The following is a 24,032-nucleotide window of genomic DNA, read 5'->3' as shown; positions in this document are numbered from 1 at the left end:
TACACCCTCCACCTTACTAAGCTGGAGGGTTGTTTTTATAGAATAATTCAAAACGATAAGCTGCAATTTAAAAAAACATAATTAGACCAACCCCTTTGCCTTCTCTACAATATCATCAACGGTCAAACCGTATTCTTTGTATAATTCTTCAGTTGTGCCGGACTGGCCAAATCTATCGTTCACTCCAATAAAAGCCATCTTAGATGGATATTTTCTTGCAAGAACCTCAGCTACAGCGCTTCCCATTCCCCCACTAATTTGATGCTCTTCAACTGTTAGAATTTTCCCATTAGACTGCCTAGCAAGCGACACTATTGCCTCCTCATCAATTGGTTTAATTGTTGCCAGATTCAAAACTTTGACACGTATTTTTAAATTACTTAACTGTTTAGCAGCCAAAATTGCATTGTATAAAATAGGGCCTGTTGCTATTATTCCGATATCGCACAGTGCGGATCCCGTTGGTGGAACCGTGGAAGTCCCTGAACCAGAAGCTGAAGGTGCAATACCTGCAGGTGCATCGCAATCAACATGATCACCCCAAACTATTTGTGCTTTCCCTATTACAAAAGGAGTTTCATCAGTTGTTATTATTGGTGTATTTTCTCTAGCTAATCTTAAATATACTGGAGTTATTTGCGATGGTGAAATGGCTGCTATTATTGCCTTTCTAGCCTCTACGGCGTCACATGGAGATATTACAGTCATGTTTGGTATAACTCGTGCAAGCGCAATGTCCTCAAGCGCTTGATGCGAACCACCATCCTTCCCAGCTGATAATCCAGCGTGTGAACCTGCAACAACAACCTTTCTGTTGTTGTAACAAATTGTGGTTCTAATCTGTTCCCAGTTTCTTCCAGGATTGAATATTGCATAGGATGCAATAACAGGGATTTTTCCGGAGGCGGCCAGTCCTGATGCGACACTCGCTAAATTTTGTTCAGCAACACCTACTTCGATAAATCTGTTAGGAAAGGCGTTTTTGAATAAATGAACTTGAGTTGACTCTGTTAGATCTGCAGAAAGTGCTACGATTTTTTCATCATACTTTCCAGCAAGCAAAAGGCCTTCACCAAAACCTTTGCGGGTAGCAGTTTTTTCTACATCCGCAGCAAAGAGTTTTTGATTTAGTTTTATGTTGGAGTTTAGCATTATTATTTCATAAAACCCTCCATTTTTTGTCTATATAGCAAGGAAGTCCAACTATTTATAAAATGGCTACTGACAGGTACCATTAACTGTATATTCTAGACCATTAATTAGAAACGTCTTACCTGAGGGACAAGTGACAGATCCAACGCCTGGACATGAACCAGCGACACCAGGAGGAAGACATGCACTTCCGTTGGACACACACACACCATTTGACTGCAATGTAGAGCCCATACCACAATCCCCAACTGGAATGGTAGAGCAAGTCCCATTAGCTGTATTCTCTAGTCCATTTATATCAAAAGTCATACCCGCTGGACAGGAATAGGAAAATGTCGTTGGTCCACAAGGTCCATTTCCTTGAGCGTCACAACCTGAATGTCCTATTTTACAAACACCATTAGATAGCTGCATACCACCACCACAAATACCTCCTATACCTCCTATACCTCCTCCTATAGCTCCTATAGTGATGCTAGCTACGCATGAATCACTATATAGGTCCTGACGCGTACCAATTGGACATGTTGCCGAATTTATACGAATACCTGTAAACAGATTCATTATAAGAGTTCCACCTGTTATTGTGTTTGTTGCAGTTATTGCAGTAGGATTTTCCCCAATACACCCAGAGCTAAATGGATCTTGATTCGCAGGGGCAACACAATTCATTCTAAGAAAACCAGTATACAAGGCCTGACAAACACCCAATGTATTAATGGCTTCTCCGTCAGCACAAGTTGGTGTTGGTGTTGGTGAGGAGGGGGTAAAAATATCAAATATACTGCCCACTACACCCCCGGTTACAGCTGGTGCCCCTGTTGTAAAACCGTCTACTGCATCTTGGGACATAGTAAGATCAGCTACAGGATTTACTCCATCAGCAGCAACAAAAGCAGGTCTTTCCGTGTCTATTTTATTACCTTTTTTAGTAGATTTTATAGCTACATTAACATCGTTAACTGCACTAATACTCGTATCACCCAAAATAAAACCCGTATTTTTATTTATACTACCGTTTGTGACAGCAATTCTTGTAGTCAAAGGTGCGTAAGAAACAAAAGTCTTATCATTCTTTATAGCCTTATAACAAACCCCTTTTCCCGTAGAATCGTCGTCATATGGATGAACTGGAACTGCTGAAAGATATTTTCCAGCGACCATGGACTGTGCCATAGCATCAAAATTCAAACATAACTGTGAAGTATGAACTGGACCAGATGCCTCAGCTGTCTTTACGAAGAATGATAATTTTTTTGACCAACTCTCATTTTTATCGACATAAGCTAGATCCTGTCCTTTGGATGCTCCAGGAGTATACCCACTTGGGTATGTATGATTATCATTATAGTAAAGCTCTGCAGCAATCTTAAATTGTCTTAAGTCCTCAGTAATTTTTGTATCATTAGCTTTCATCCTAGCGCTTGCTAAGCTATTCAGAACAAGAGAAGAGAGCAATGAAATTATTGCCATCACAACAAGAAGCTCGATAAGCGTAAATGCTCTGTTTTTACTAATTTTTTGAGTACTATTTTTAGTGTAAAATTTAAACATAATATTATTTTATTCTATCAATAAAAACTGGATTATTAACACACTTGATAATCAAGGCAAAGCTTATTAAAAAAATGACTATTATCAAAAAAAGCCACAATCTTCTTGCGGACGCTTCTGTTTTAACAATTTGATTTTTAACCAGAAAAACTACGATTGATGGGGGTGTAGAACTTTTCTGCAGTTTTGCATATAAAAATTTTCCACCAGACTCTTTTTTGTGCTTACTTTTTTCTAATTTCATAATAATATAATTATACCACCTCACAGAAAGTTATTGCAATGTTTTATGATGTTTATTTATACTTATTAACCCTATCAATAAAAACAGGACCGCCTAACCCTTTAATAAACAAATATGCACTTATAAAAAATATTAATAAAACTAGCACTAACAGCAATATCCTTGCCCTTTTCTCATCTTTTACAATATGCTTTCTAATCAAAAATAATATTATTGCAGGGGGTTGAATAGTTTTTTGAAACTTTGCATACAACAGTCTGCTGTTTTTGCTAGATTCCCCACCTTGTTCATCAAATTCAATTGACATAATATTTAAATTATAACACTATATAGAAAGTTCTTGCAATGCAACTTCAATTTGTTTTTCTTTTTTAGGAGCTCCATCTACATTTTGAATTCCGGGCGGAATTCCATGCCACTCAAATCTATTCTCCATAAAACTCACTCCCTTTCCAGGAATAGTGTGTGCAATTATCACAGACGGTCTAACAAGGTTTGTTTGTGCCTTTATTACAGCGTCATTTATTGCTTGTATGTCATGCCCGTCAATCTCTTGAACATACCAGTTAAAAGATTTCCATTTATCAAATAGAGATGCGCCTGTGGGCGATAATGGCATTACTTCTTCTGTACTTCCTCCGATTTGAATATTATTCCTATCGACAATTGCAATTAGATTTACGAGTTTTTCCTTTGCCCCAAGCATTACCGCCTCCCAGCTTTGTCCTTCGTCTAGTTCCCCATCGGACATCATGCAATAGACAAATCTCTTAGGTAGTTTTTCATAATTACTATCATCAATTTTATCAGCGATCGCCATCCCAACAGCCTGTGAAAGTCCTGAGCCAAGTGGCCCTGAGCTTGTTTGCAGTGATGGTAGAAATTCCCTATGAGGATGACCTTGTAAAATACTTCCAAATTTTCTTAAGGTTTTCAATTCTGCTTTATCAATTATTCCAGCTGAGGCCATTGACGAATATAGGACGGGGCAAATATGGCCATTTGATAAAACAAGACGGTCTTCTTTTTTAAGCAAGCTAAAATATAGTGTAGAAAATATATCAGCCATACCAAGGGCGCCAGCAGAATGACCGGATTTTGCTTCAGCCAACATCTCTATAACTCCGATTCTAATTTCTTTGGCTTTTGTTTTTATTAAAGAGATTTGATCATTAGATAATGACATACATACATTATACATCAAAATATAGCAGACCAGTTTTATTTCTCCACAGTGTTTGCCAAGTTTGAACACTTAGCACTTAATACAGTCGTTGCATTAGATCTTATAACAGCACCATTAGCATCTATTCCATTATCATAATCTAAATTACAGGACAATATATGATTCCCAACATTTTTTGGTATATTCTCAAACCCCTTTCCCCCATTTACTGTATTAGACAAAGACACACTTATTCCATCAATTGAGCATGCTTTTACAACAATTCCTGTGTAGGTTTTTTCATCTGACATAACAATAGTAGGATCTATTTGTCCAAAATATGCACATTTTTTAGTTGTTTCATTTGCCCATGGCGGATTTGATCCAAATATCATACCGCTCTTTATGTTCAAACTATCACCCAACTTAGGACAAGTTGGCGTAATATTATTTACCCAGGTTTGATCTCCCTTAAGATTTCCAGAATATATTGCTCTAACACCAAACGAGATATTTGTATTATTTAGATACTGAGAAATATCTACAGTTAGACCTGTTATAGTTTTGTGTACAGAGGTTAAATCTGTTTTATTTTTCACTTCAAAATCATAACTTATAGCATTTGGAACAGCACCCCAAGATAGGTTTGGGGAAACACAATAGAATAATGCTTGTACTTTAGGTTTATCGCTGACATTTATATTAAAGCTCACCCAATCTGAAGAAACTCCACTTACTGGTTCGGTAGCTCTTGCTTTGAAGATGAAGTCTCCTTTTGTATTCCAAGTATTTGAGGCTTGTACCTCAACACCAGGTAACACAGGATCACTAGAATAGTCTATTATACCATCATTATTCCAATCAAATTGATATACTAACTTAGTTTCTGTGGATGTTTGTGCAAAAACTTTTTTAAGAGCAAAAAATACTGATGCAAAGAATGAATCATTTTCTTTTTTTGTAACAGCAGCCAAGCTGGATGAAGCTGTGTATGTTGCTGGCACCCCAAGGGAGACATCGTGTGGGCCTGAGATGGTTGGAGCTGAAATGTTATTTCCAGTTGTAATAAAACTATTGGAACAATTATTATACTCACTCCATCCATTTGCAGTATTAAGTGTCCTTACTCTGCAAAAGTATGTAGTATTAGAAGTAAGACCTTGTATTGATACTGACCTGACAGATGACGCGTCTGTGTTTGCTGATGCTGCAACTGAATTAACAATACTTGAATCAGCAAAGGTGGAATCTACTGATATTTGTACCTGAAAATTTGTTTGAGGGTCGCCCTCAGGATCTACGTAGGACCAATTCACAGTTGCAGAAGACTGAGAGATATTTGTTACGCCAGTACAGGCAGATGTCTGTGTTGCGTTTATAGTTGATGGAACAGTTATTGCATATTTAATTGGATCAAAAGAAAATGCCTGAGCAGCACCAATACTCCAATCTGATGAACCCGAATCTGGGTCTGCAAAATCCGTATGATCTACATATATATGAAGCAGTGTATTAACAATACCAAAGCCCTTACTAGGACCTGGGAAAAAACGAATATTATCAAAATAAGAATATGCATAAGTAGGAAATAGCGCTTCGTCCATACTATCGTAATACGGTATAAAATGACTACGGACAAAACTTGTATCCATTCCTGCATTGGCAAGCCTACCAGGTACACAGTTAGGTGCTAAGCCATATCCATAGGATCGTCCTGGAGTCAAATAATCACCCTTCCAGCGCTTGTAAGTAAAATCGAACACATCACATGTTTTAATATCATTTGAAGTTTCATTCTCTTTATCAGCAAAGGATACATTAATATTTGCTGTACCAGGTCCTACCGCCGTACATTTGTTTGATATACAAGATACTACACTAGGATTATCTGAACTAATATTTGTATCACCTACTTCAATAGGCGTCCCCATTGAAAAATCGACATAAGTTGTTGAAAAATCATAGGTATCACTCGACATATATTTACTGCCATCCATATTAGTATGGTCCAATGGGTAACCTTTAAAATACCACGATCCAACAGCTGATGGCGAGGATGCATCGATAGATTCACCAACATTTAGAACATTCAAGTCTACATCACTTAGATTGATTCCAGATTTATTAAAATTAAATTCTTTTTCTACCAATCCAATAGAATCTGGGGCACCATTTGCTGAACTATCCATGTAAAAATCCAACGATGCCCTTCGGGTCGCAGCCTCTGATGTATGCGCAAACATCAAGCTTGGAATAATTGTGAAGATTATAGTAAAAATCATCGATATTAAATTTACCGACTTTCTTTTATTACTTTTAATTTTTACATAAAAAATTATAATCATGAATACAATCAAAATTAGAAAAAACAAAATAATCCAAGCTGAATTGTTATTAATTTCAGCTGGACATATCTTGGGATTAATGTCCTTACAATTGTAATTATTTTCTATTTTATCAATAATATTTCCAGCACTATCAGTAATCACTACTTCAGCCTTGAAATTTACAATATCTCTCTTACTTTTAAACCTATTAAAGATTGCACTGATACTTCCATTAATCTTTCCATCGTACTGAGTTTTAGAGATAATATTATTCTTGTCATCATATAAAATTGTGCTGATATTCACATTACTTTGTGTATCTTTTTTTGCTGCATTATTATAACAGGTAAACAATGATATATCCTGTCCAGCAACTATTGGATATGTGTTAACGCCAAATGAATTTATTCTCGGATAGTCATAGCCTGCAACCGCAAATCGTACGTTCGACTCTGTTTGAATATCAAAAACGGTTTTACTTTTTTTGTTTAAATCATTATTTGCATTTGCTTTATCTGATTTGATATTTAAGTAATAAATAGGCATATCCGTCTTGACCACCTTGTACAACAAATTAACCTTGCTGTTTGCTGAGACGGTAATATTTTCCACTTTTGAGTCTACTTTGTTTTTATCAAGCAAGTCATCCCATTTATACAAAGAGTATGTAATTGTCATTTTTTCATCCTTACCTGTTGGATTCACTAGTGGTATTGAAATGTTTGCCGAATTACTTTTGGCTATTTCTGGTATTGGTCCTATCACATTATAATCCATGTCGTTGACAGTAATCTTTGTTTGGTCCAAATATACCTGCTGAGGATTATTGCCGACAACCTTAAATCTCAAGCTTTGTGCTGTAGAAATATTTGAAAACGATAAACCTGATTGCTCAAATCGGTCATTATTATATGCATAAAATAGCAACTTATACTCGCCTTTTGGTGAGTTCAACGGCAATAAATGTGAGTAATTAACAGCAAAACTTTTACCAGCATCTAGTGTTATATTTTCTACGATATTAAAATCTTGTAACGTGATAATTTCCGATCTTAGATAATCTGGATTTGGAATATCTTTTACTAATCTAGCTCTTACAGTCAAATTAGTAATTGGATATTTATTATTATTCTTAATTTCACCACGTAAGATAACCACATCTCCAGGACTATATGTAGATGCATCTGTTGAAAGGTTTACAGCTATACTTCCAAAGGTATAGTAATCAAAACATGAAGCAGCTTCTCCTTGTTTAAAAGCCGACAAATCAACTGGTGGCACGTCAGGCTTTACTAAGGTAGAAGTTGCTTTTAGTAAAGTCGAAGATGCTATTGATAAAATTGACGGTGTAGAGGTTGCTGGTTTATGTAGTTTTTGATCAAGTCTGAATCCGTATTTATCATATATTTTTGGGTCAAGCTTTGTTTGAGCAAAAACAGAAATGTGGGCCGATATACTTAATATAATTAATGTAAGAAACAATAAAAAAAACTTTTTCATGCTGTGAATTATAACACAGTACAAAAAAAATTTTAAAAGTTATTAACTAGAAATCCAAAACGGATCTAAAGTGCTCGTAGGCATCTCTTGGTGAATCATCGCTAAAAATAGCAGAGCCAACAACCAATCTTGAAACACCAATGTCAGCCAAAGGTTTTGCGTATTCTGGTTTTACACCTCCATCGACAGAAATAATTAAATCTGGAAATTCTTTGTGAATTTCTCTAATGTAATCCATTACTTTATGATCAAATTTTTCTCCCTGAACTCCAATCTTATCGATTCCCATTATTTGCACACCATCAAGTTTAATACCGTCCTCAGCTGGAGTTGTTCCACCTGCATCAACATCATCCATAAAATTATGTAAGATCTTTATAATCTCTTCAGCACTCATATCTAGTTCAAAATCCAGAATAACCTCCACCCCCTTGTCTTTACAATCTCTCACAACCCTCTTTATAATCTCTTCAGGCTCACTCTTATAATGTATTACAAGTCTTGTTGCGCCAGCAGCAATCCACTTTGAAGCTTCGTTTTCAACATCACGTATCATTAGGTCAATTTCAAAATCAACGTCTTGCCATCCTGGTAGACCTTCTTCCTGTTTTATAATTTTAACAAAATCTCTATCTTCAGATTTTATATAAGGCCATGACTTACCTTCAGTGAATTTGCCGTCCATTGCATCAATTTGCACGAATTTAGCAATGCCATTCATATATGAAACTTTGAACGTTAAATCCTCATATGAAGTTGCCATTATTGCGGGTATGATTTCTGTTTTTGACTTTGACATTATTTCTAGTTGTTTGTTATTTTGGGGTCAGGTACCAGTAGTAGGTACTCGCAATTCAGGTCTTTGACCAGAATCACCTGACCCCATTAATTAATATAGCGTATCCTTAACTCTACCTTCAATCTCTTCTATTTGATCTATTCTTCTTACATGCCTATCTTCTTGACTAAACTGTGTTCCCAACCAAAGCCTTACTGCCATTATAGCCTCATTCTCTGAAATAAATCTAGCCCCAAGTGACAAAACATTTGAATCATTATGCTCACGAGAAAGTGTGATTATTTCCTGAACTCCTCCATAATAAACCGTAGTTCTAATATGTGGAAATTTGTTCGCAACAATCGCTTCTCCTTGACCTGATCCCCCAATAACAATTCCTCTAACTTCCCCATCCGTATACTCTGCACCTCCTGCAAGTCTTGCGCTCTCAGCTTCTGAAACAGCTTGTGCTGCAATTTGAATTATTAACGGATAATCATCATTTTCATTGTAGTCTGTTGCCCCACAATCGATAACGGTAGCTCCTGAAAAAGTTATATCTTCTATTAATGCTTTTTTTAACTCATATCCTGCATGATCAGCTGCTATAAATATTTTCATGATTTTATTATTATATTTTAGATTTTAGTTTGTTTTACTAAACTTAATTAATCCTATTTCTCACTCGACTTAACCCATCGAGAAAACGTTCTTGTTAAAACGTTCCTTGTTGAAAGAATATAGAAAATAAATGCTATTCCCCCAAATTGAATAAAGCCTGCTAAGAACACCCAAAGACCTCCATTTAAAACACTACCTGTTGTAAGACCGTAACTAAAAGAACTTGATCTTTGCATAACAGTCATAACAAATCTTCCAAGATAAGGATTATGTATTTGCATAATCAAATTTGTAAAAAGCAATGCAAAGACATTGTACAATCCTCCTGCAAGCCCGATCTCTAAAATTGTAATTTTTTTCATATTTTTGTTTTTCTACCTGATTAAATCTTTATAGGTTTGCAGCAGCTTTAACAACGTGTTTCAGCAACGCATGAGTGTAACCCATTTCATTATCATACCATGCTAGAACTTTGACTAGATTACCATTAACAACCCTTGTAAGCTTCAGGTCAGCAATAGAAGCATGGGGGTTACCAATTATATCCCTCGATACAAGTTCTTCTTCTGATGCCTCAAATATTCCATCCCATCTAGCATCAATCGCTGCCTTCTTTAAAATTTCATTCACTTCCTCTTTTGTTGTTGCTCGCTTTGCAATAAAGGTAATATCTACAATTGATCCTGTAATAACCGGTACTCTCATTGATACTCCGTCGAACTTTCCGGCAAGATCTGTTATAACTTTTGTGACAGCAATTGCAGCACCAGTTGAAGATGGAACGATGTTCATCGCAGCCGCTCTTCCTTCTCTCCAGTCTTTTTTATTTGGCCCGTCAACTAATGACTGACTTGCTGTGTAACCATGAACAGTATTTAGAATTGCAGATTCAATTCCAATAGTTTCATTTAAAATTGAGATAAGTGGACTCGCCGCATTTGTTGTACAAGATGCGTTTGAAGTCACAGGGCAAGTTGCAATGTCAGCTTCATTTATTCCCATAAGAACTGTTGCTGCTTGTAGTGCCCCAACCTCATCTTTTGTTGGAGCTGAAACAACAACTCTTTTTGCGCCAGCTAAAATATGAGCTTCTGCTTTTACTCGAGAAACAAAAAGACCGGTTGACTCAAGAACAATATCAACTGCTAATTCCTTCCAAGGAAGCATTGCGGGGTCTTTTTCTGATAAATACTTAACTTCTTGACCATTAATATTCAAAACTCCAGCGACCTTGTCCGCCTTTATATCTAGTCCACTTCTTCCATAAGCAGAATCGTATTTTAAAAGATACGCAATATTCTCAATATCTGCTAAATCATTAATAGCAACAATTTGGAAATCTGGATTAGTAATTGCAAGCTTTAGAAAAGCTCTTCCTATTCTACCGGCGCCATTAATGGCAATTCTTGTTTGTGGCATGATGTATTATCTTAATTAATAGTAACTTAACATCATTATAGCAAAGAAACCAATAGAAAAACACCTAGCCTAAAAACCTATTTACTTAATGATTTCAATTAAAGTTGACTTTGCAACAGCAGGATTCACAGATCCCTTGCTTACTTTCATAATCTGCCCCAGTAAGAATTGTAGAGAAGCTTCCTTTCCAGCCTTATACTCAGCAACTACACCTTGATTTACATCAATTATCTCCTGAATCATTTTCTTAAGAGCTTCTGGATCATTTTTTTGTATCAAACCTTCTTGTTCAGCAATCTGCTTAGGAGAACGAGTTTCATCATTAATATTTTCTACAAATGCTCCGCCCTCCGCCTGTGTACCCCAATACTTAAATAGAATATCTTTTGCAGCACGAGAAGAAAGCTCCCCCTTATCAATCATATCGATCATCTCTATAAAGAATGGTACCGAAATTAATATATCAGTTTTTGAAGACTTCTTAACTAACCCCGCGATATCTGATGTTATGTAGTTAATACCTACCTTTATTTTTTCAGGAGAATGATTAGCATTTTCTGCACCAACAAAAGAATCAAAGAACTTTCTAAAAGTATCATTCTGGACAAACATTTCAGCATCCTCGTCCTTCATGCCAAAATCCTTCTTATATCTTGCACGTTTCTCCCATGGAAGTTCTCCAATTTCTGTTTTTATTCTATCTGGTGCTAGCTCTGGAATTTCTGAAATAAAAATCTTTGGAAGGTCAGGGTCTGGAAAATATCTATAGTCATTTGAATTTTCTTTTGCACGCTGAGAAAATGTCTTCCCTGTAGTCTCATCGAAACCTCTTGTCTCTTGAACAATCTTTCCTCCTTCTTCAATTACGTCCACATGGCGTCTTATCTCAAATTCAATTGAACGCTCAACTGATCTAAATGAGTTTAGATTTTTAATTTCCGCTTTTGTTCCAAAAACTCCTTGCTCGGTTGAAACAGAGATGTTTACCTCAACACGCATCTCCCCTTTTTCCATGTTTGCATTACCAGCGTTTAAATATCTAAGTAATAATTGCAATTCTCTTGCAAATGCACCGGCTACTTTTGCACTGTGAATTACAGGTTCAGTTACAAGTTCCATCAAAGGAACACCAGCTCTATTAAAATCAACGAGACTAAAGTCCCCTTTTGTGTGACTTGAGCTTGCAGTATCTTCTTCAAGGTGAATTCTTGTAATTTTGACAGGTTGCAAAGGTAATCCACCACCAAGGTCAATGTTAATAACTCCATTTGTAATCAAAGGAAAAGCAAATTGTGTAATCTGATAACCTTTTGGAATATCAGGATAAAAATAGTTTTTACGATCCCATTCTGTATAATCTGCAATACTTGCCCCAATTGCTGTTCCAACTTTTATCACATGTTTTACAGCCTCCTTGTTTATAACAGGAAGAGTCCCAGGATGACCCATACATATTGCACAGATATTAGTATTTGGCTTTTCTTCATCAGGATCATTTTTACATGAACAAAACATCTTAGAATTTGTTCTAAGTTCTGCGTGAATTTCAAGACCGACTACCGGATAGTATGTTTTACCAGTATTTGGTGAGACATATGTATTTTCAGGCAAAATTGAGCTGTTTTGAGTCTTTATTACAGGGTCTGTTTGTGTCATATGTAGTTAAAGATAATATAAATATAGGTATTTGACAACCCGTTTGATTTGTATATAATACCAAGTATCACCTCGAATAGCTCCTGTTGCGGTTTCGTCCGCAATGGGGGCTATTCATTTATATTAATTTATCCATCTCTACTAATTAAATGCTTCACTTCTGGCAAAAAAGTTATTTTGGAGGCAAGTCTTTTGATAAGAGTCGAGCATTTTTCTTTTCCTCTAGGACTCAATACTATTTCTAACTTACCCCTTTCTTGTAAAAACTGAATGAGACATCCAAAATCACCATCGCTAGATACAATAACCATCTTTTTAAAATTATTTTCGCAACAATCCCTGGTGGCTTGTAATACCAATTCAGCATCACAATTACCTTTGATTTTTCCGATTCCATCCTGAATAGTTGGTTTAAATATCAAAGTATAACCTCGCTCTTGAAATTTTCTATATCTTTCTTCATTTCCGGGTACATATCCTATAAATACATAGGCCACTCCGACATCAAGTCTTTCTCTTAAATATGTACGTAATTTTATATAATCAATATTAAAACCTTCGGATTCACATCCTTTGTGTAAATTGGTATTGTCGATGTAAGCAACATTTTTAAGGTTATTGCGCATTACTCAACAACCTATCACATTAGACATGTGATTCCACGAAAGTTTTGATAAAGAAAAGCAAAAGATTTTCACTGCAAAAATAAAGGGGGCTAAGCACCATACTCCGCACCCACTATTTTATTATCTCTTTTATAACATCCCCTAGTCCAACACCTCCAAAATCTTCATCAATTCATCAGAAAAATGCTTGATAGCGTCCACATCGTAAACAGAAATAACAAAGTACTTCTTTCCCTCCGCTAGTTCTCCAGCAAACTTTTTCTTCATAAATTTTTCTGCAATTTCTTGTGCGTCCCCAGGTGGTAGCAAGTCTGATTTTGTGAAGATAATTATTTCTTCCTTCTTAACTAATTCCTCGTCAAATGAAGCAAGTTCTTCTCTTATAACATCGTAAATTTCTTCCATCCCTCCAATGTGTCCACCCAGATTTTCTATTTCATTTTCAATAGAAATACAGTGCAGAAGCATTTTTGTTCTTCTTACGTGTTTTAGGAATTTATGACCAAGACCCTTTCCTTCCCCTGCTCCTTCAATAATACCTGGGATATCAGCAAGAATGTGACCATACAAATCACCTAAGTTTGGCTCTAGTGTTGTAAACTGATATGCACCAACCTTTGCTTCAGCGCGTGTTAGTGAATTTAAAAGTGATGACTTACCTGCGTTTGGTAAACCAATTAGTCCAGCACTAGCAATAATTTCAACTTCAATGTGAAAATCTGCTTCTTCTCCAATCTTTCCAGGAGTATGTTCTTCTGGAGTTTGGTTTGTTGATGATTTAAAGTTTTCATTTCCAAGACCTCCATTTCCTCCCTTTAAAATCATAGTTTCTTGACCTTCCTTATCAAGTCTAAAAACCTCCCCAGTTGTAAGGTTCTTCAAAATTGTTCCAACAGGAACTTCTACATATAGGTTCTCACCATTTGATCCGTGCATACTTTTGTTTCCTCCAGCTTGACCATTTTGTGCAACGAATTCTTTTGTGTGACGATATCTAGACAGCAGCCATGAATCTCTCACAGCCTTTGCATATATATGACCTCCAGTTCCTCCGTTTCCACCAGAAGGACCACCAAACTCCTTAAACTTTTCATGCAACCATCTAACCACTCCATCTCCTCCATTTCCAGCCTTCATCCTAATTGTCATTTCGTCTATAAACGCCATATATTTTTTGTTATTATTTAAATTTAGTGGGATGGCCTACTATAGCACCTAGCCCTATATACCTACTCTTGATCAAACTCAATCTTAACCTTTTCTCTACCAGCCTCAATCTCTTTCAATGCTAGATCTACGAGTTTTAAGACTCCAGCCTTGCTTCCAGCAGCAACTAACCATCTACCTGAGGCACAAAATGTAGCATCCGGAACGCCTGTTATCTTTTGCAAATCAGCTGGATCCTTTGCTTCCCAGCTCTTTGGGAAGTGAGTTCTAGACTCATATGACCCAGATCCTATTCTGACAGCTTGGGCATTCCAACCACCCCTAAGTGAAGGATATACCATAAACAAAGGCTCTTTGAAGTTTGATAACTTGACAGGTGTCTTTTTGTCCATAATTATCACCCTTTTATCTACGGCTTTATTGTATAATTGCTCCAGCTTTTTGTCAGCCTCCACAATAGCATAACCCTTGAGAGCTGTCATTATAATCATCTTTTGGGCCAAAGGTACTAATTTAAAGAAAGTCTTGTCAAAAACCTTATTCATCTCCTGAGGTTCTAGGTTTAATCCAAAGACAAGGTCACAATCTAGTCTAATTATGTCCTCAAAAAGAAGTGGTGAGGTACCGTCTGCGAACATGCTTTTTGCAATACTTATTCCATTATCCATTGCATCGATTTGTTTAACGAACATTTTGTCTACATATTCAGCAACATCAGCATTACCTACTATTTTTTTACCAAACTTCTTCCAAACCAGCCCAAATGAAGCGTAGGGTGTTCCGTCTTCTCTCTTTCCTGCTCCACCCTCTTGATGATGGTCAAATCTCTTTCTTTTTTCATCATACTCGCGTCCTATATCCATTAGGACAGTAGCCTTGTCCATTACTTTTTTATCTAATGTTCTAACAACCCTAACAAACTCTCCATTATGCTTTTCTTGTAGCTCATTAAAGCCATGCAAAAATTTCCCCAACCCTGTCTTGTCTACTCCGTAATATAGCAACGCGGCCGCTGTTGCACAAACATCATCTGGATGAAAATTAGAGCCGTGTGTGGCAATTAAAATATGATTAGCATCGCGACCTCCAGCCTTACCTGTTTCCAGATTAACTATATTTTTTGTTTTATGTATTAATGTTTTTTTTATTTTTTTTAGTATTTTTATCATTTTTATTTAGCGATTGAGATATCCTTCATTTTATAAACCCTTATCATAGCAAACAGTAGACCTAGAATTAGCGGACCAAGTATTGAACCAACTGGTCCAAAGAAACTAATTCCTCCAAGTATTGAAAATATAATGAACAGAGGATGAATATTGACTGACTTATGAATAATCATAGGTCTCAAAAATGTTTCAATAGCATTAACAAAAATCATGGCCCATAATAATAACCCGAAAACTTGAAAAAGAGAACCATACAAAAAGGCATACAACATCATTGGCACAAAGAGAATACCAGTACCAAAGCCTGGTATGAATGAAGCAGCTGCTGCTACTGTTCCCCACATTGTTGAATTAGGAATACCAAAAATTGCGAATCCAATTCCCGATGAAACTCCTTGAATAATGGCAATTGCAATAGAGCCAAACACCACGGAATTTATTGTTACCTTCATGCTTTTGACCAGGTAATCATAAACATCGGATGAAATTGGAATCATGTCCTTTATATTCTTTTGAATAAACTCCCCGTCCTTCAACAGGAAGAACATTGATACTAATATAATCAAAGTCTTTAGGAAAATATCAAATGTACCAGAGAACAGGTTTCCTAGATTAGATATTAACCATGTATACAAATCTCCAATATATTTTTCTAAATGAACATCAATACTTGGTATCATTGATCTGAGGTTCTCATTAATTGATTGATTCAGAGTCACGATATTTGACGCCCCCGATGCTCCAAATGAACTATATGCACTTTGAGCCTCTAGAAACAGCTGATATGAAAGTAGGCCGATTGGTATGAAGATTAAAATACATGACAAAATAATAGTCATTAACGCTCCTATAGTTTTATTCTTGAAAAATAGTTTTGTAACTCTTTTAAATATAGGATTAAGCAGTACTGATAAGATAACAGCGAGTACCAATGTTGTTAAAAAAGGAAGGAGGACCAAAGCTGACAGCACAAAGACAATAGCTAAGGCTACTCCAAAAAATATTTGTGGTTTTTTATTGTTCATATGTTGATATTATACAATAAAAAAAGTTTTAGGTCTTGCGTCACAATTAACTACCCAACAAACCTAGAGTTATTTAAATAAGGGTTTCTATAACATACTTTTCAAACCATCAAAAAAAGATGTCTCTGCCTCAAACTTAAGCATCTCTTTTGCTTTTGAAACATCCGCTAAACTAGTATGTACATCCCCTATCCTAAATGGTTTATAAATTGGCTGTATATCCTTGTCCATAATCTTACAAAGATTAGACCAAAGCTCATTTATAGTTGATGGTTTACCTGTTGCTATATTGAAATAATTAAAAAGCACAGCTGGAACAGCAGAATTACTAACATCCTTAGTCATTTCAAATTCAGCAGCAAGACGTAAAACCCTCGCTACATCCTTAACATATATAAAATCACGCACAGCACTTCCATCGCCATTTATTTCAGCAGGTATGTCATTTTTAATTTTTTCCATGAATATTGGAATTACAGCAGCGTAACCGCCTGATGATGCCTGCCTTGGACCATATACATTAAAAAATCTCATTGCTACGTGCTCTACGCAAAAAATTCTAGAGTATAATTCCGCATATTTTTCTATAATAGTTTTATGTAACGCATACGGAGAGAAAGATTTCAAACTATTATTTTCATTTTGAGGTATCATTTCCGGCTCGCCATATATTGCTGCAGATGAAGCTGTAACAACTCTCTTTGCACCCATATCTTTTGCTACAACATACAATGTATTTGTACCATTTACATTTATATCATGTGACTCCTCTGGTCTTAGAATGCTATCTGGTACAGATATAAAACCAGCCAAATGTACCACAATATCCCCTTTTCTTATATTTTCAGTTAACAACGATTTGTCGCGAATATCCCCTTCGACAAATTTAATTTTTTCGGAAACATTTTCTAGGTTTTTTTTCAGTCCTGAGCTCAAATTATCTATTACAACAACCTCATAGTCATGTAAAAGAAACTCTTCTACAGTATGTGAACCTATGAAGCCTGCACCACCTGTAATTATTACTCGTTTAGACATGTTTGAAACTCTATTGACCGTGACATTTTTTGTATTTCTTTCCAGAGCCGCATGGACATGGATCATTTCTTCCAACCTTATCAGCTCCATGAGCAGAAGACGCAACAAAGTTTGCGGCATTTGATACATCACCAGAGTAAACTCCTTGAGATTGAGATTGATCCTCTAATGTATTATCAGCTCTTAATCCAACAGTCTTTACAGGTGTATTATTTACTGTTATTTCTCCACTCACCAATTGAAGCAGTCTCGTGATCTCTCCAGAAACACCAAGCTCCATATCCTTATACATTCTTAGTCCCTCAGTTTTGTACTCAACAAGAGGATCTCTTTGTCCATACGCTCTAAGCGACACACTTGAACGCAAGTACTCCATCATCTCTAGGTGATCTACCCAGAACAGGTCTATTGTTTGTAGAATTATATTTCTAGCAGTATACAAGAAAGGTTTCTCAGCATCTGCTTCTGCAAACCCATTTGCAATAGCTTGTCCTTTAAATTGAGCACGTCTATTTTCTATTGCCATTTTTTCCTCGTCTGTTGATGTTGTCAAGAAAATTGCAAGCTCTGTTTCTACTTCCTCGGGAGTTGATAGAACAATTCTCTTTCTTCTTGAATATACCTTACTTCTTTGTTGATTTAAAACATCGTCATATTGAAGAGTATGTTTTCTGGAATCAAAGTGAATACCCTCAATCTTTCTTTGAGCACTTTCAAGTTGTTTTGACACAATTCTTGTTTCAATCGGTTGGTCTTCTTCTATTCCCAATTTATCCAATGCACTGTTAAGAAAATCGTTTGCAAAAATTCTCATCAAGTCATCTTCAAAAGAAACGTAGAATTGAGTTTCGCCTGGATCCCCTTGTCTTCCAGCTCTTCCTCTTAATTGATTATCAATTCTTCTGGCTTCATGTCTTTCTGTTCCGATTATATACAACCCCCCAACTGATTTTATTTCTTCATATAAATCCTTTGATCCCGGTGCTCCTCCTAGTTTAATATCAACCCCACGTCCAGCCATGTTTGTTGCAATAGTAACAGCACCCTTCTTTCCGGCCTGAGCCACTGTTTCTCCTTCTTTCTCTGCAAATTCTGGTTTTGCATTTAGTAATGTATGAGGAACTCCCTCTTTCTTTAGAAACTCTGATAGCAATTGGTTTTTTTCAATTGAAACAGTACCAACCAAAACAGGCTGTCCTACTTGATTCAATTCTTTAATCTTTTTTGCAATAGCTCTAAACTTTGCAGCTTCTGTTCTAAAAATAAGATCGGTTTTGTCTACACGAGAAATTGCGCGATGTGTTGGAACCTCAATAACATCAAGTCCATAGACTTTCAAAAACTCTTCCTGACTTGTAAGACCAGTTCCTGTCATTCCAGCTAGCTTTGGATACATTCTAAAATAGTTTTGGAATGTGATAGATGCATAAGTTCTTGATTCTTTTTTAATTTCTACTCCTTCCTTAGCTTCAATAGCTTGATGTAAACCCTCTGACCATCTTCTACCTGGTTGAAGTCTTCCTGTTGAAGGATCAACAATCATAACTTCATTATCCTTTACTATGTAATCAACATCTCTATGGAACAATGCCTTTGCTCTAATGGCGGTTTCCATATGGTGAACATACTTAACACCACCCTCACTATATATATTAGTTACTCCAAGGCTTTTCTCTGCAGCATCAATTCCAGCGTCCGTTACAGATATTGTTTTGAATTTTTCATCAACAACGTAGTGAACATCTTTTTCTAAATGTTTTGATAGTTCTGCAAAAGTTACATATAAGTTTCCTGAATCAGCATAAGGAGATGCAATGATCAAGGGAGTTCTTGATTCATCAATCAAAATTGAGTCAACCTCGTCAACAATCGCATAATTAAATTCTCTTTGTCTTAGATCATCTGGTCTTTGTTCTAGGTTGTCACGTAGATAGTCAAACCCAAATTGATTATTTGTTCCATAAGTTATATCAGCTAGGTACGCAGACTTCTTGTCTGTTGGTCTAAGTAGTTCATAGACAATTTTAAATGCCCCGACTTCATCTTCTTTTTTCTCTAGTTTTTCTTCTGCCTCTTCGCCTAATCTTTCTACAACAGCAGCTGGATCATAAAGGTAAGACTCCCCTTCATTAACAACACCGGTAGATAATCCAAGTGCATAATAAATTTCTCCCATCCAAGCAGCATCTCTTCTTGCAAGATAATCATTAACAGTTACAACATGAACTCCTTTTCCTGAAACTGCATTCAGGTACGCAGCTAGTGTTGCCATCAAAGTCTTTCCTTCTCCAGTTTTCATTTCTGCAATATTTCCATTGTGAAGAACTAGACCTCCTATTAACTGAACATCATAATGGCGTTGACCAAGGGTTCTGTGTGAAGCCTCTCTAACAACAGCAAAAGCCTCTGGTAGAATGTCATTCAAAACAGCCCCGCCATTTAAACGGTTTCTAAACTCCTCAGTTTTTGCTTTTAACTCCTCATCAGATAAGGCTTGTATAGAAGGCTCAAATCCATTGATAATATCAACGATTTTTCTATACTTAGCCACCTGCTTTTTAGAGATGGAAAACAGATCAGATATAATACTCATATAGGGCCATTTTAGCACAAAATAGACGCCTCATAAAGGCCACAGAAAAGAAAGAGAATACCGAGCGTAAATTACTTTCTTCTTACATAAATATATTTAAACAAAATAAAAACCCCGCCTAAGCGAGGTTCTTATTAAAGTGGAAAAAATCTTTTGGATTATTTCTTCTTTGCTGCAACTTTCTTCTTTGGAGCTGCTTTCTTCACTGCCTTCTTCACAGCTTTCTTTGCAACTTTCTTAACTACTTTCTTCACAGCTTTCTTAACTACTTTCTTTGCTGCTACTTTCTTTTTTGCTGCCATATTATTATTGAAATTATTTTTTTAATGTTACACGCGCCGACGATGCACATGTAGTTAAGTTAATTATCTAACATTTTTTAATTAATAACAATTTTATTTACAAAATAATTGTGGATAACTTTTTTATTTTTATTTTTATTTTTATAAAATATTTTTTATTTATTTATTTTTTAATTTACAAAGCGTTAGAATATTATTAGAATCCAAAAATATCTAGTAACTCTCCTGAATAGTAAAACTCGTAAGACAATCTACCAAAAGAAATTTTTTCTCCTCCAATGTTTATTACAGAACCAGCAACTTCAGGATTATTTTTAGGAATAGATTTTGAAAAACCTAAATTAAAAATTGTTGAAATGATTTCTGGTCTATTAGAGATATCATAGCCTGCTCTGGACCATTGTGATTCAATCTCTTTTATAAACAAAGCTGTATATAAATAAGAATAATAATGATTGTGACTGTCTGTTAGGCGCGCATACCTATCTGCATCATTCTGAACAGTCTCATAATCCAAAAGATTTTCATATTCTTTAGAAATATAAAATTCAGAATTTGGGTTTTTTAAATTATCTTCTATTGCCTTTGCAGTATCTGGTTTAACACCACTAACTCCTAGTGAAAACTGAGATAATGTTCCTAGTATTTTCAAAGGCTCAAAAAACTTCTTAAATGTTTCTCTGTCAGAAGTAAAAAATCTTATTTGCTCTGCGATAACAACAGCAACTAAAAGACGTGGACTAATAGATGCGTCATTAGCCGCTTTTTTAATCACCTCTTTATCTTTTGTCAGAGCCGCTGTTAATGTTTGCCATTCACTTGTATTTATCCATGCAAAACTTATATCCGGAAAAATAGATTTTCTAACCTCAGTCATATTTTTTCTAAACTCTGATTCTATCTTTCCAATTATAGCTAGATTTAATCTTGTATTTTCATCACTTATACTCACGGGACTAAGACCTCTTGAATCTCCTGTTTGAGCATTTGAATCTATTGACGTGGACGTAGATGTAGAACCTGTATCTGAACCTATGAAAAACTTATTTCTTTCATCTATTGTGCCTTTAACATTTAATAGTCCAAATCGCATACCTACAAAAACAGATGCAAAAAGAAGTCCGATAATTGCAAAAATAATTATTGTAAATTCAAAAACCACACCAAGCCAGGTTTTGGACATTAGTGTGTGAATTTTGTTTCTTAAGCTGTGCGGACCAAAAAATATTGTCATGTTTATTTAGGTATTTGTGCGATTGAGAAATGACGTGCTGGTACAATCTCACTTTACCTCACCTAGATCCATCCTACTATTGAGTCTGTTGTGAGGAAGGATCCTTTCCATCTTGTATATCCTTAATATACTTATCAACGTCAGCTGTATATTCAGGCTTAAGTGCTTTTATTTTCTTTAGTTCCTCTATAGAAGCATATCTATCACCCGCCTTAAGATATATAGCAGATAGTGAAATTACAGCCTGTATGTCTTGCGGATTATTTACGATTCTTTGTTTTGCAATTGAAATTGCTTTTTCAAATGATTTTGTATCAAGTAGCGCCTGTAGGACCATGGGATCAGCCCAAACAGAATCATTTTTGAATGTTGGGTCAATCTTAACTTGTTCATTTAATAATGCATCTATGTCCCCTGCTTTATTATTCTCTATTAGACTATATGCATAATACTTTAGAGCATCTACGTTTGTTTTATCAAGTTCGTAAGCTTTTCTAAATACTTCTGTACTTTCATCTCTTCTGTTTAACGTCATTAACAATTGACCTTCCGTATACAAGAATGACTGCTTAGTTGGAGAAAGATCCACTGCTTTTTTAATTGTCTCTAACGCTCCTGCATTCATACCAAGCTTTTGTTGGAATATAGAATAGAAAAAGTATGGTCTTGGATCCATTTTTGAAGCAGCAAATTCTTTACCGTATTGATCCACTGTATAATCATAAACTTCTTTAGCAAAAGCTGGATCAGTCTTTGCGGACTGCGTAATCGCTGCGACAGAAATATCTACCAATCTCTCGCGAGCTTCTGATCTAGTTAGATTATTTGCACTCAAAACATCTTTAATTAGTCCAAATCTAACCTTAGGGTCTGCTGCTACTATCTGAGCCTTACCACCAACAAGAGTTTGTTGCTTATCTTGCATAGATTGAATTAACTGTCCACTTGAATTATATGGCGATAGAACAGCAATCCATATTACATAACCAGTTAAAATAACAGCAACAACGTCAAGAATCCAAACAGAATTACCTTTAACCAAAGGAATACTCTTTGACTCAATATTCCCTTGTCCACGAGTGTTTATAAACGCCAGAATTGTGAAGAAGAAGATGTAACTTGCAAGGTTGTCGAACACAAATATATTGTGAACAAAGTATGCAATAAGCATTCCGGTAATCACCGCCCTTTCTGTCACACTCCAATCATCGTTAATTTTTTTCCACAATGTATATATCGCAGACAAGAATAATGCCAAATATGACAGTAGGCCTAAAAATCCAGCTGCGATTAGCCAGTCAAAGAATACATCATGAGTTCTATCAAACCATGACTCTTGTGCATACATAGCTGGATCATAGTACTTTGCAAATACATAAGGAAAATTATCTTGTCCCCATCCTAACAACGGTCTTTCTTTTACACCCTCGTATGACATTTTCCAAAGCATTGTTCTTGAATGACCTTGATCAGACAGAACCTTGCTTACATCCCATGTAATAAGTTGAGCAAATCTATTCAGTTGATTGTTAGTTTTAACAAAATTAGAATTTTTATTAACTCCAAGGAAAGCAACAATGGCCACAACTATAACTAGTGACACAATTCCAATCCATCTAAATATTGGCAATTTTCTCTCAGCTATAGCCCAAATTACGGCGGTAATAAATAGCCCCGCTACTAGTCCAACAAAAGAACCTCTTGTTCCTGTTTGATACATCACAGCAAGGTTAAATATTCCTACAGCAACATAAATTAATGAAAGAAATACATCAATGAAAATAAAATTCTCGCGAGCCTTAACAGGTATTTTTCTAAGAGATAATGACATTCTTTTAATAACGTCTATCGCCAAATACATTGCAAGGAAGAAATGCGCCATTGCGTAACCTCCCAAATAAGAAGAGTTACCCAATGTTCCAAAGATACGATCATCAGCGTTCTGCATTTTTGAGAATGCATAAATACCCATAATAACGCTGAGTGCAAGCATTGTATTTAAAAACCATTTCCAAACACCAAAATCTGAAGGCGAAGCTGTTGATATTCCTTTCTCTTTTGAGGTTCTTGCAAACACATTTGAAAAAACACCAGTTGATACAATAAATAAAACAAACATTTCAGCTAGTGTGACAAAACCTTCCATTCTTTCTTGATTACTCCAAAAACTCTTCCATGGATCAATAGAGTTTATTGTTGAAGCTAGCAATACCAAAATAAAAGTTGTTGCAGCCCAAACAACAGGCGTTTTCTTAGGTAAATAGCTTCTGTCTCTGATAACCAAAGATGTATAAAGAAGAGCAATAACTAGGACTATTGCCCTGGCTACAAAACCCTTACCTGTTATAAACGGGAAATATAGAGACTCTGATATTACTAAATCTGCGAAGGGCACTAGAAAAACTAGGCCGATTATTGCGTATTTCAAAAATTCGCAAATTGAACTGTTTGTTTTATTCATA

Annotated in this window: 20 protein-coding genes; all 20 read right to left on the bottom strand. The window is 35.8% G+C overall.

The genetic code is table 11. The features are described from left to right. Positions 1–81 precede the first annotated feature (81 nt). Positions 82–1,152, bottom strand: a complete 1,071-nt coding sequence (locus WCQ00_01625; protein MEI6042245.1) for a transketolase C-terminal domain-containing protein — start codon at positions 1,150–1,152, stop codon at positions 82–84. Between the two features lie 66 nt (positions 1,153–1,218). Further along, positions 1,219–2,706, bottom strand: coding sequence for a type II secretion system protein (locus WCQ00_01620; protein MEI6042244.1), 1,488 nt, complete (start codon positions 2,704–2,706; stop codon positions 1,219–1,221). A gap of 4 nt (positions 2,707–2,710) precedes the next feature. Further along, entirely contained in the window at positions 2,711–2,950 is a 240-nt protein-coding gene (locus WCQ00_01615; protein ID MEI6042243.1) for a hypothetical protein, read from the bottom strand. Positions 2,951–3,002: 52 nt separating this feature from the next. Beyond that, the gene (locus tag WCQ00_01610) at positions 3,003–3,257 is read right to left on the bottom strand and encodes a hypothetical protein (GenBank protein ID MEI6042242.1); all 255 of its coding nucleotides are present in this window, start codon (positions 3,255–3,257) and stop codon (positions 3,003–3,005) included. Between the two features lie 18 nt (positions 3,258–3,275). Next, positions 3,276–4,136: a transketolase gene (locus tag WCQ00_01605; GenBank protein MEI6042241.1), complete on the bottom strand. Its 861-nt coding sequence runs from the start codon at positions 4,134–4,136 to the stop codon at positions 3,276–3,278. Positions 4,137–4,171: 35 nt separating this feature from the next. After that, positions 4,172–7,942 carry a fibronectin type III domain-containing protein gene (locus WCQ00_01600; GenBank protein ID MEI6042240.1) on the bottom strand — a complete coding sequence of 1,257 codons (3,771 nt, stop codon included), beginning with the start codon at positions 7,940–7,942 and terminating at the stop codon, positions 4,172–4,174. Between the two features lie 46 nt (positions 7,943–7,988). Further along, on the bottom strand, positions 7,989–8,741 hold the full coding sequence (locus WCQ00_01595) for a hypothetical protein (protein ID MEI6042239.1): 753 nt from the start codon (positions 8,739–8,741) through the stop codon (positions 7,989–7,991). A 90-nt stretch (positions 8,742–8,831) separates the two neighbouring features. After that, complete coding sequence (locus WCQ00_01590; GenBank protein MEI6042238.1) at positions 8,832–9,341, bottom strand: RpiB/LacA/LacB family sugar-phosphate isomerase; 510 nt, start codon at positions 9,339–9,341, stop codon at positions 8,832–8,834. A 53-nt stretch (positions 9,342–9,394) separates the two neighbouring features. After that, positions 9,395–9,703 carry a hypothetical protein gene (locus WCQ00_01585; protein MEI6042237.1) on the bottom strand — a complete coding sequence of 103 codons (309 nt, stop codon included), beginning with the start codon at positions 9,701–9,703 and terminating at the stop codon, positions 9,395–9,397. Between the two features lie 28 nt (positions 9,704–9,731). Continuing rightward, on the bottom strand, positions 9,732–10,760 hold the full coding sequence (gene gap / locus WCQ00_01580; protein MEI6042236.1) for a type I glyceraldehyde-3-phosphate dehydrogenase: 1,029 nt from the start codon (positions 10,758–10,760) through the stop codon (positions 9,732–9,734). 81 nt (positions 10,761–10,841) lie between these two features. Continuing rightward, positions 10,842–12,416, bottom strand: coding sequence for an Asp-tRNA(Asn)/Glu-tRNA(Gln) amidotransferase subunit GatB (gene gatB / locus WCQ00_01575; protein MEI6042235.1), 1,575 nt, complete (start codon positions 12,414–12,416; stop codon positions 10,842–10,844). Positions 12,417–12,544: 128 nt separating this feature from the next. After that, positions 12,545–13,042 (bottom strand): NYN domain-containing protein, encoded by a 498-nt coding sequence (locus WCQ00_01570; protein ID MEI6042234.1) that lies wholly within the window; start codon positions 13,040–13,042, stop codon positions 12,545–12,547. Between the two features lie 141 nt (positions 13,043–13,183). Beyond that, positions 13,184–14,209: a GTPase ObgE gene (gene obgE, locus WCQ00_01565; protein MEI6042233.1), complete on the bottom strand. Its 1,026-nt coding sequence runs from the start codon at positions 14,207–14,209 to the stop codon at positions 13,184–13,186. Positions 14,210–14,271: 62 nt separating this feature from the next. After that, positions 14,272–15,378, bottom strand: coding sequence for an MYG1 family protein (locus WCQ00_01560; protein MEI6042232.1), 1,107 nt, complete (start codon positions 15,376–15,378; stop codon positions 14,272–14,274). A 2-nt stretch (positions 15,379–15,380) separates the two neighbouring features. Beyond that, positions 15,381–16,403 (bottom strand): AI-2E family transporter, encoded by a 1,023-nt coding sequence (locus tag WCQ00_01555; protein ID MEI6042231.1) that lies wholly within the window; start codon positions 16,401–16,403, stop codon positions 15,381–15,383. 87 nt (positions 16,404–16,490) lie between these two features. After that, the gene (locus WCQ00_01550; GenBank protein MEI6042230.1) at positions 16,491–17,441 is read right to left on the bottom strand and encodes an SDR family NAD(P)-dependent oxidoreductase; all 951 of its coding nucleotides are present in this window, start codon (positions 17,439–17,441) and stop codon (positions 16,491–16,493) included. 10 nt (positions 17,442–17,451) lie between these two features. Next, complete coding sequence (gene secA, locus WCQ00_01545) at positions 17,452–20,034, bottom strand: preprotein translocase subunit SecA (GenBank protein MEI6042229.1); 2,583 nt, start codon at positions 20,032–20,034, stop codon at positions 17,452–17,454. A gap of 158 nt (positions 20,035–20,192) precedes the next feature. Then, positions 20,193–20,336 carry a hypothetical protein gene (locus WCQ00_01540; GenBank protein MEI6042228.1) on the bottom strand — a complete coding sequence of 48 codons (144 nt, stop codon included), beginning with the start codon at positions 20,334–20,336 and terminating at the stop codon, positions 20,193–20,195. Between the two features lie 196 nt (positions 20,337–20,532). After that, positions 20,533–21,519 (bottom strand): hypothetical protein, encoded by a 987-nt coding sequence (locus WCQ00_01535; protein ID MEI6042227.1) that lies wholly within the window; start codon positions 21,517–21,519, stop codon positions 20,533–20,535. A 127-nt stretch (positions 21,520–21,646) separates the two neighbouring features. Continuing rightward, positions 21,647–24,031, bottom strand: coding sequence for an O-antigen ligase family protein (locus WCQ00_01530; protein MEI6042226.1), 2,385 nt, complete (start codon positions 24,029–24,031; stop codon positions 21,647–21,649). Position 24,032: the final 1 nt, after the last annotated feature.

It is taken from the genome of bacterium (assembly GCA_037127815.1).
GTDB lineage: Bacteria > Patescibacteriota > Minisyncoccia > Phycocordibacterales > CAIZLB01 > CAIJKW01.
Note: the sequence above shows the minus strand (reverse complement) of the source record. Positions and strands in the feature narration are given on the sequence as shown.

Excerpts from the sequence above, each read along its gene's own strand:
- WCQ00_01535 (MEI6042227.1), bottom strand. The coding sequence starts at position 21,519 with ATGTCCAAAACCTGGCTTGGTGTGGTTTTTGAATTTACAATAATTATT.
- WCQ00_01625 (MEI6042245.1), bottom strand. The coding sequence starts at position 1,152 with ATGCTAAACTCCAACATAAAACTAAATCAAAAACTCTTTGCTGCGGAT.
- WCQ00_01610 (MEI6042242.1), bottom strand. The coding sequence starts at position 3,257 with ATGTCAATTGAATTTGATGAACAAGGTGGGGAATCTAGCAAAAACAGC.
- WCQ00_01600 (MEI6042240.1), bottom strand. The coding sequence starts at position 7,942 with ATGAAAAAGTTTTTTTTATTGTTTCTTACATTAATTATATTAAGTATA.
- WCQ00_01615 (MEI6042243.1), bottom strand. The coding sequence starts at position 2,950 with ATGAAATTAGAAAAAAGTAAGCACAAAAAAGAGTCTGGTGGAAAATTT.
- WCQ00_01550 (MEI6042230.1), bottom strand. The coding sequence starts at position 17,441 with ATGTCTAAACGAGTAATAATTACAGGTGGTGCAGGCTTCATAGGTTCA.
- WCQ00_01585 (MEI6042237.1), bottom strand. The coding sequence starts at position 9,703 with ATGAAAAAAATTACAATTTTAGAGATCGGGCTTGCAGGAGGATTGTAC.
- WCQ00_01595 (MEI6042239.1), bottom strand. The coding sequence starts at position 8,741 with ATGTCAAAGTCAAAAACAGAAATCATACCCGCAATAATGGCAACTTCA.
- gatB (MEI6042235.1), bottom strand. The coding sequence starts at position 12,416 with ATGACACAAACAGACCCTGTAATAAAGACTCAAAACAGCTCAATTTTG.
- WCQ00_01530 (MEI6042226.1), bottom strand. The coding sequence starts at position 24,031 with ATGAATAAAACAAACAGTTCAATTTGCGAATTTTTGAAATACGCAATA.
- gap (MEI6042236.1), bottom strand. The coding sequence starts at position 10,760 with ATGCCACAAACAAGAATTGCCATTAATGGCGCCGGTAGAATAGGAAGA.
- WCQ00_01590 (MEI6042238.1), bottom strand. The coding sequence starts at position 9,341 with ATGAAAATATTTATAGCAGCTGATCATGCAGGATATGAGTTAAAAAAA.
- secA (MEI6042229.1), bottom strand. The coding sequence starts at position 20,034 with ATGAGTATTATATCTGATCTGTTTTCCATCTCTAAAAAGCAGGTGGCT.
- WCQ00_01555 (MEI6042231.1), bottom strand. The coding sequence starts at position 16,403 with ATGAACAATAAAAAACCACAAATATTTTTTGGAGTAGCCTTAGCTATT.
- WCQ00_01560 (MEI6042232.1), bottom strand. The coding sequence starts at position 15,378 with ATGATAAAAATACTAAAAAAAATAAAAAAAACATTAATACATAAAACA.
- obgE (MEI6042233.1), bottom strand. The coding sequence starts at position 14,209 with ATGGCGTTTATAGACGAAATGACAATTAGGATGAAGGCTGGAAATGGA.
- WCQ00_01570 (MEI6042234.1), bottom strand. The coding sequence starts at position 13,042 with ATGCGCAATAACCTTAAAAATGTTGCTTACATCGACAATACCAATTTA.
- WCQ00_01540 (MEI6042228.1), bottom strand. The coding sequence starts at position 20,336 with ATGGCAGCAAAAAAGAAAGTAGCAGCAAAGAAAGTAGTTAAGAAAGCT.
- WCQ00_01605 (MEI6042241.1), bottom strand. The coding sequence starts at position 4,136 with ATGTCATTATCTAATGATCAAATCTCTTTAATAAAAACAAAAGCCAAA.
- WCQ00_01620 (MEI6042244.1), bottom strand. The coding sequence starts at position 2,706 with ATGTTTAAATTTTACACTAAAAATAGTACTCAAAAAATTAGTAAAAAC.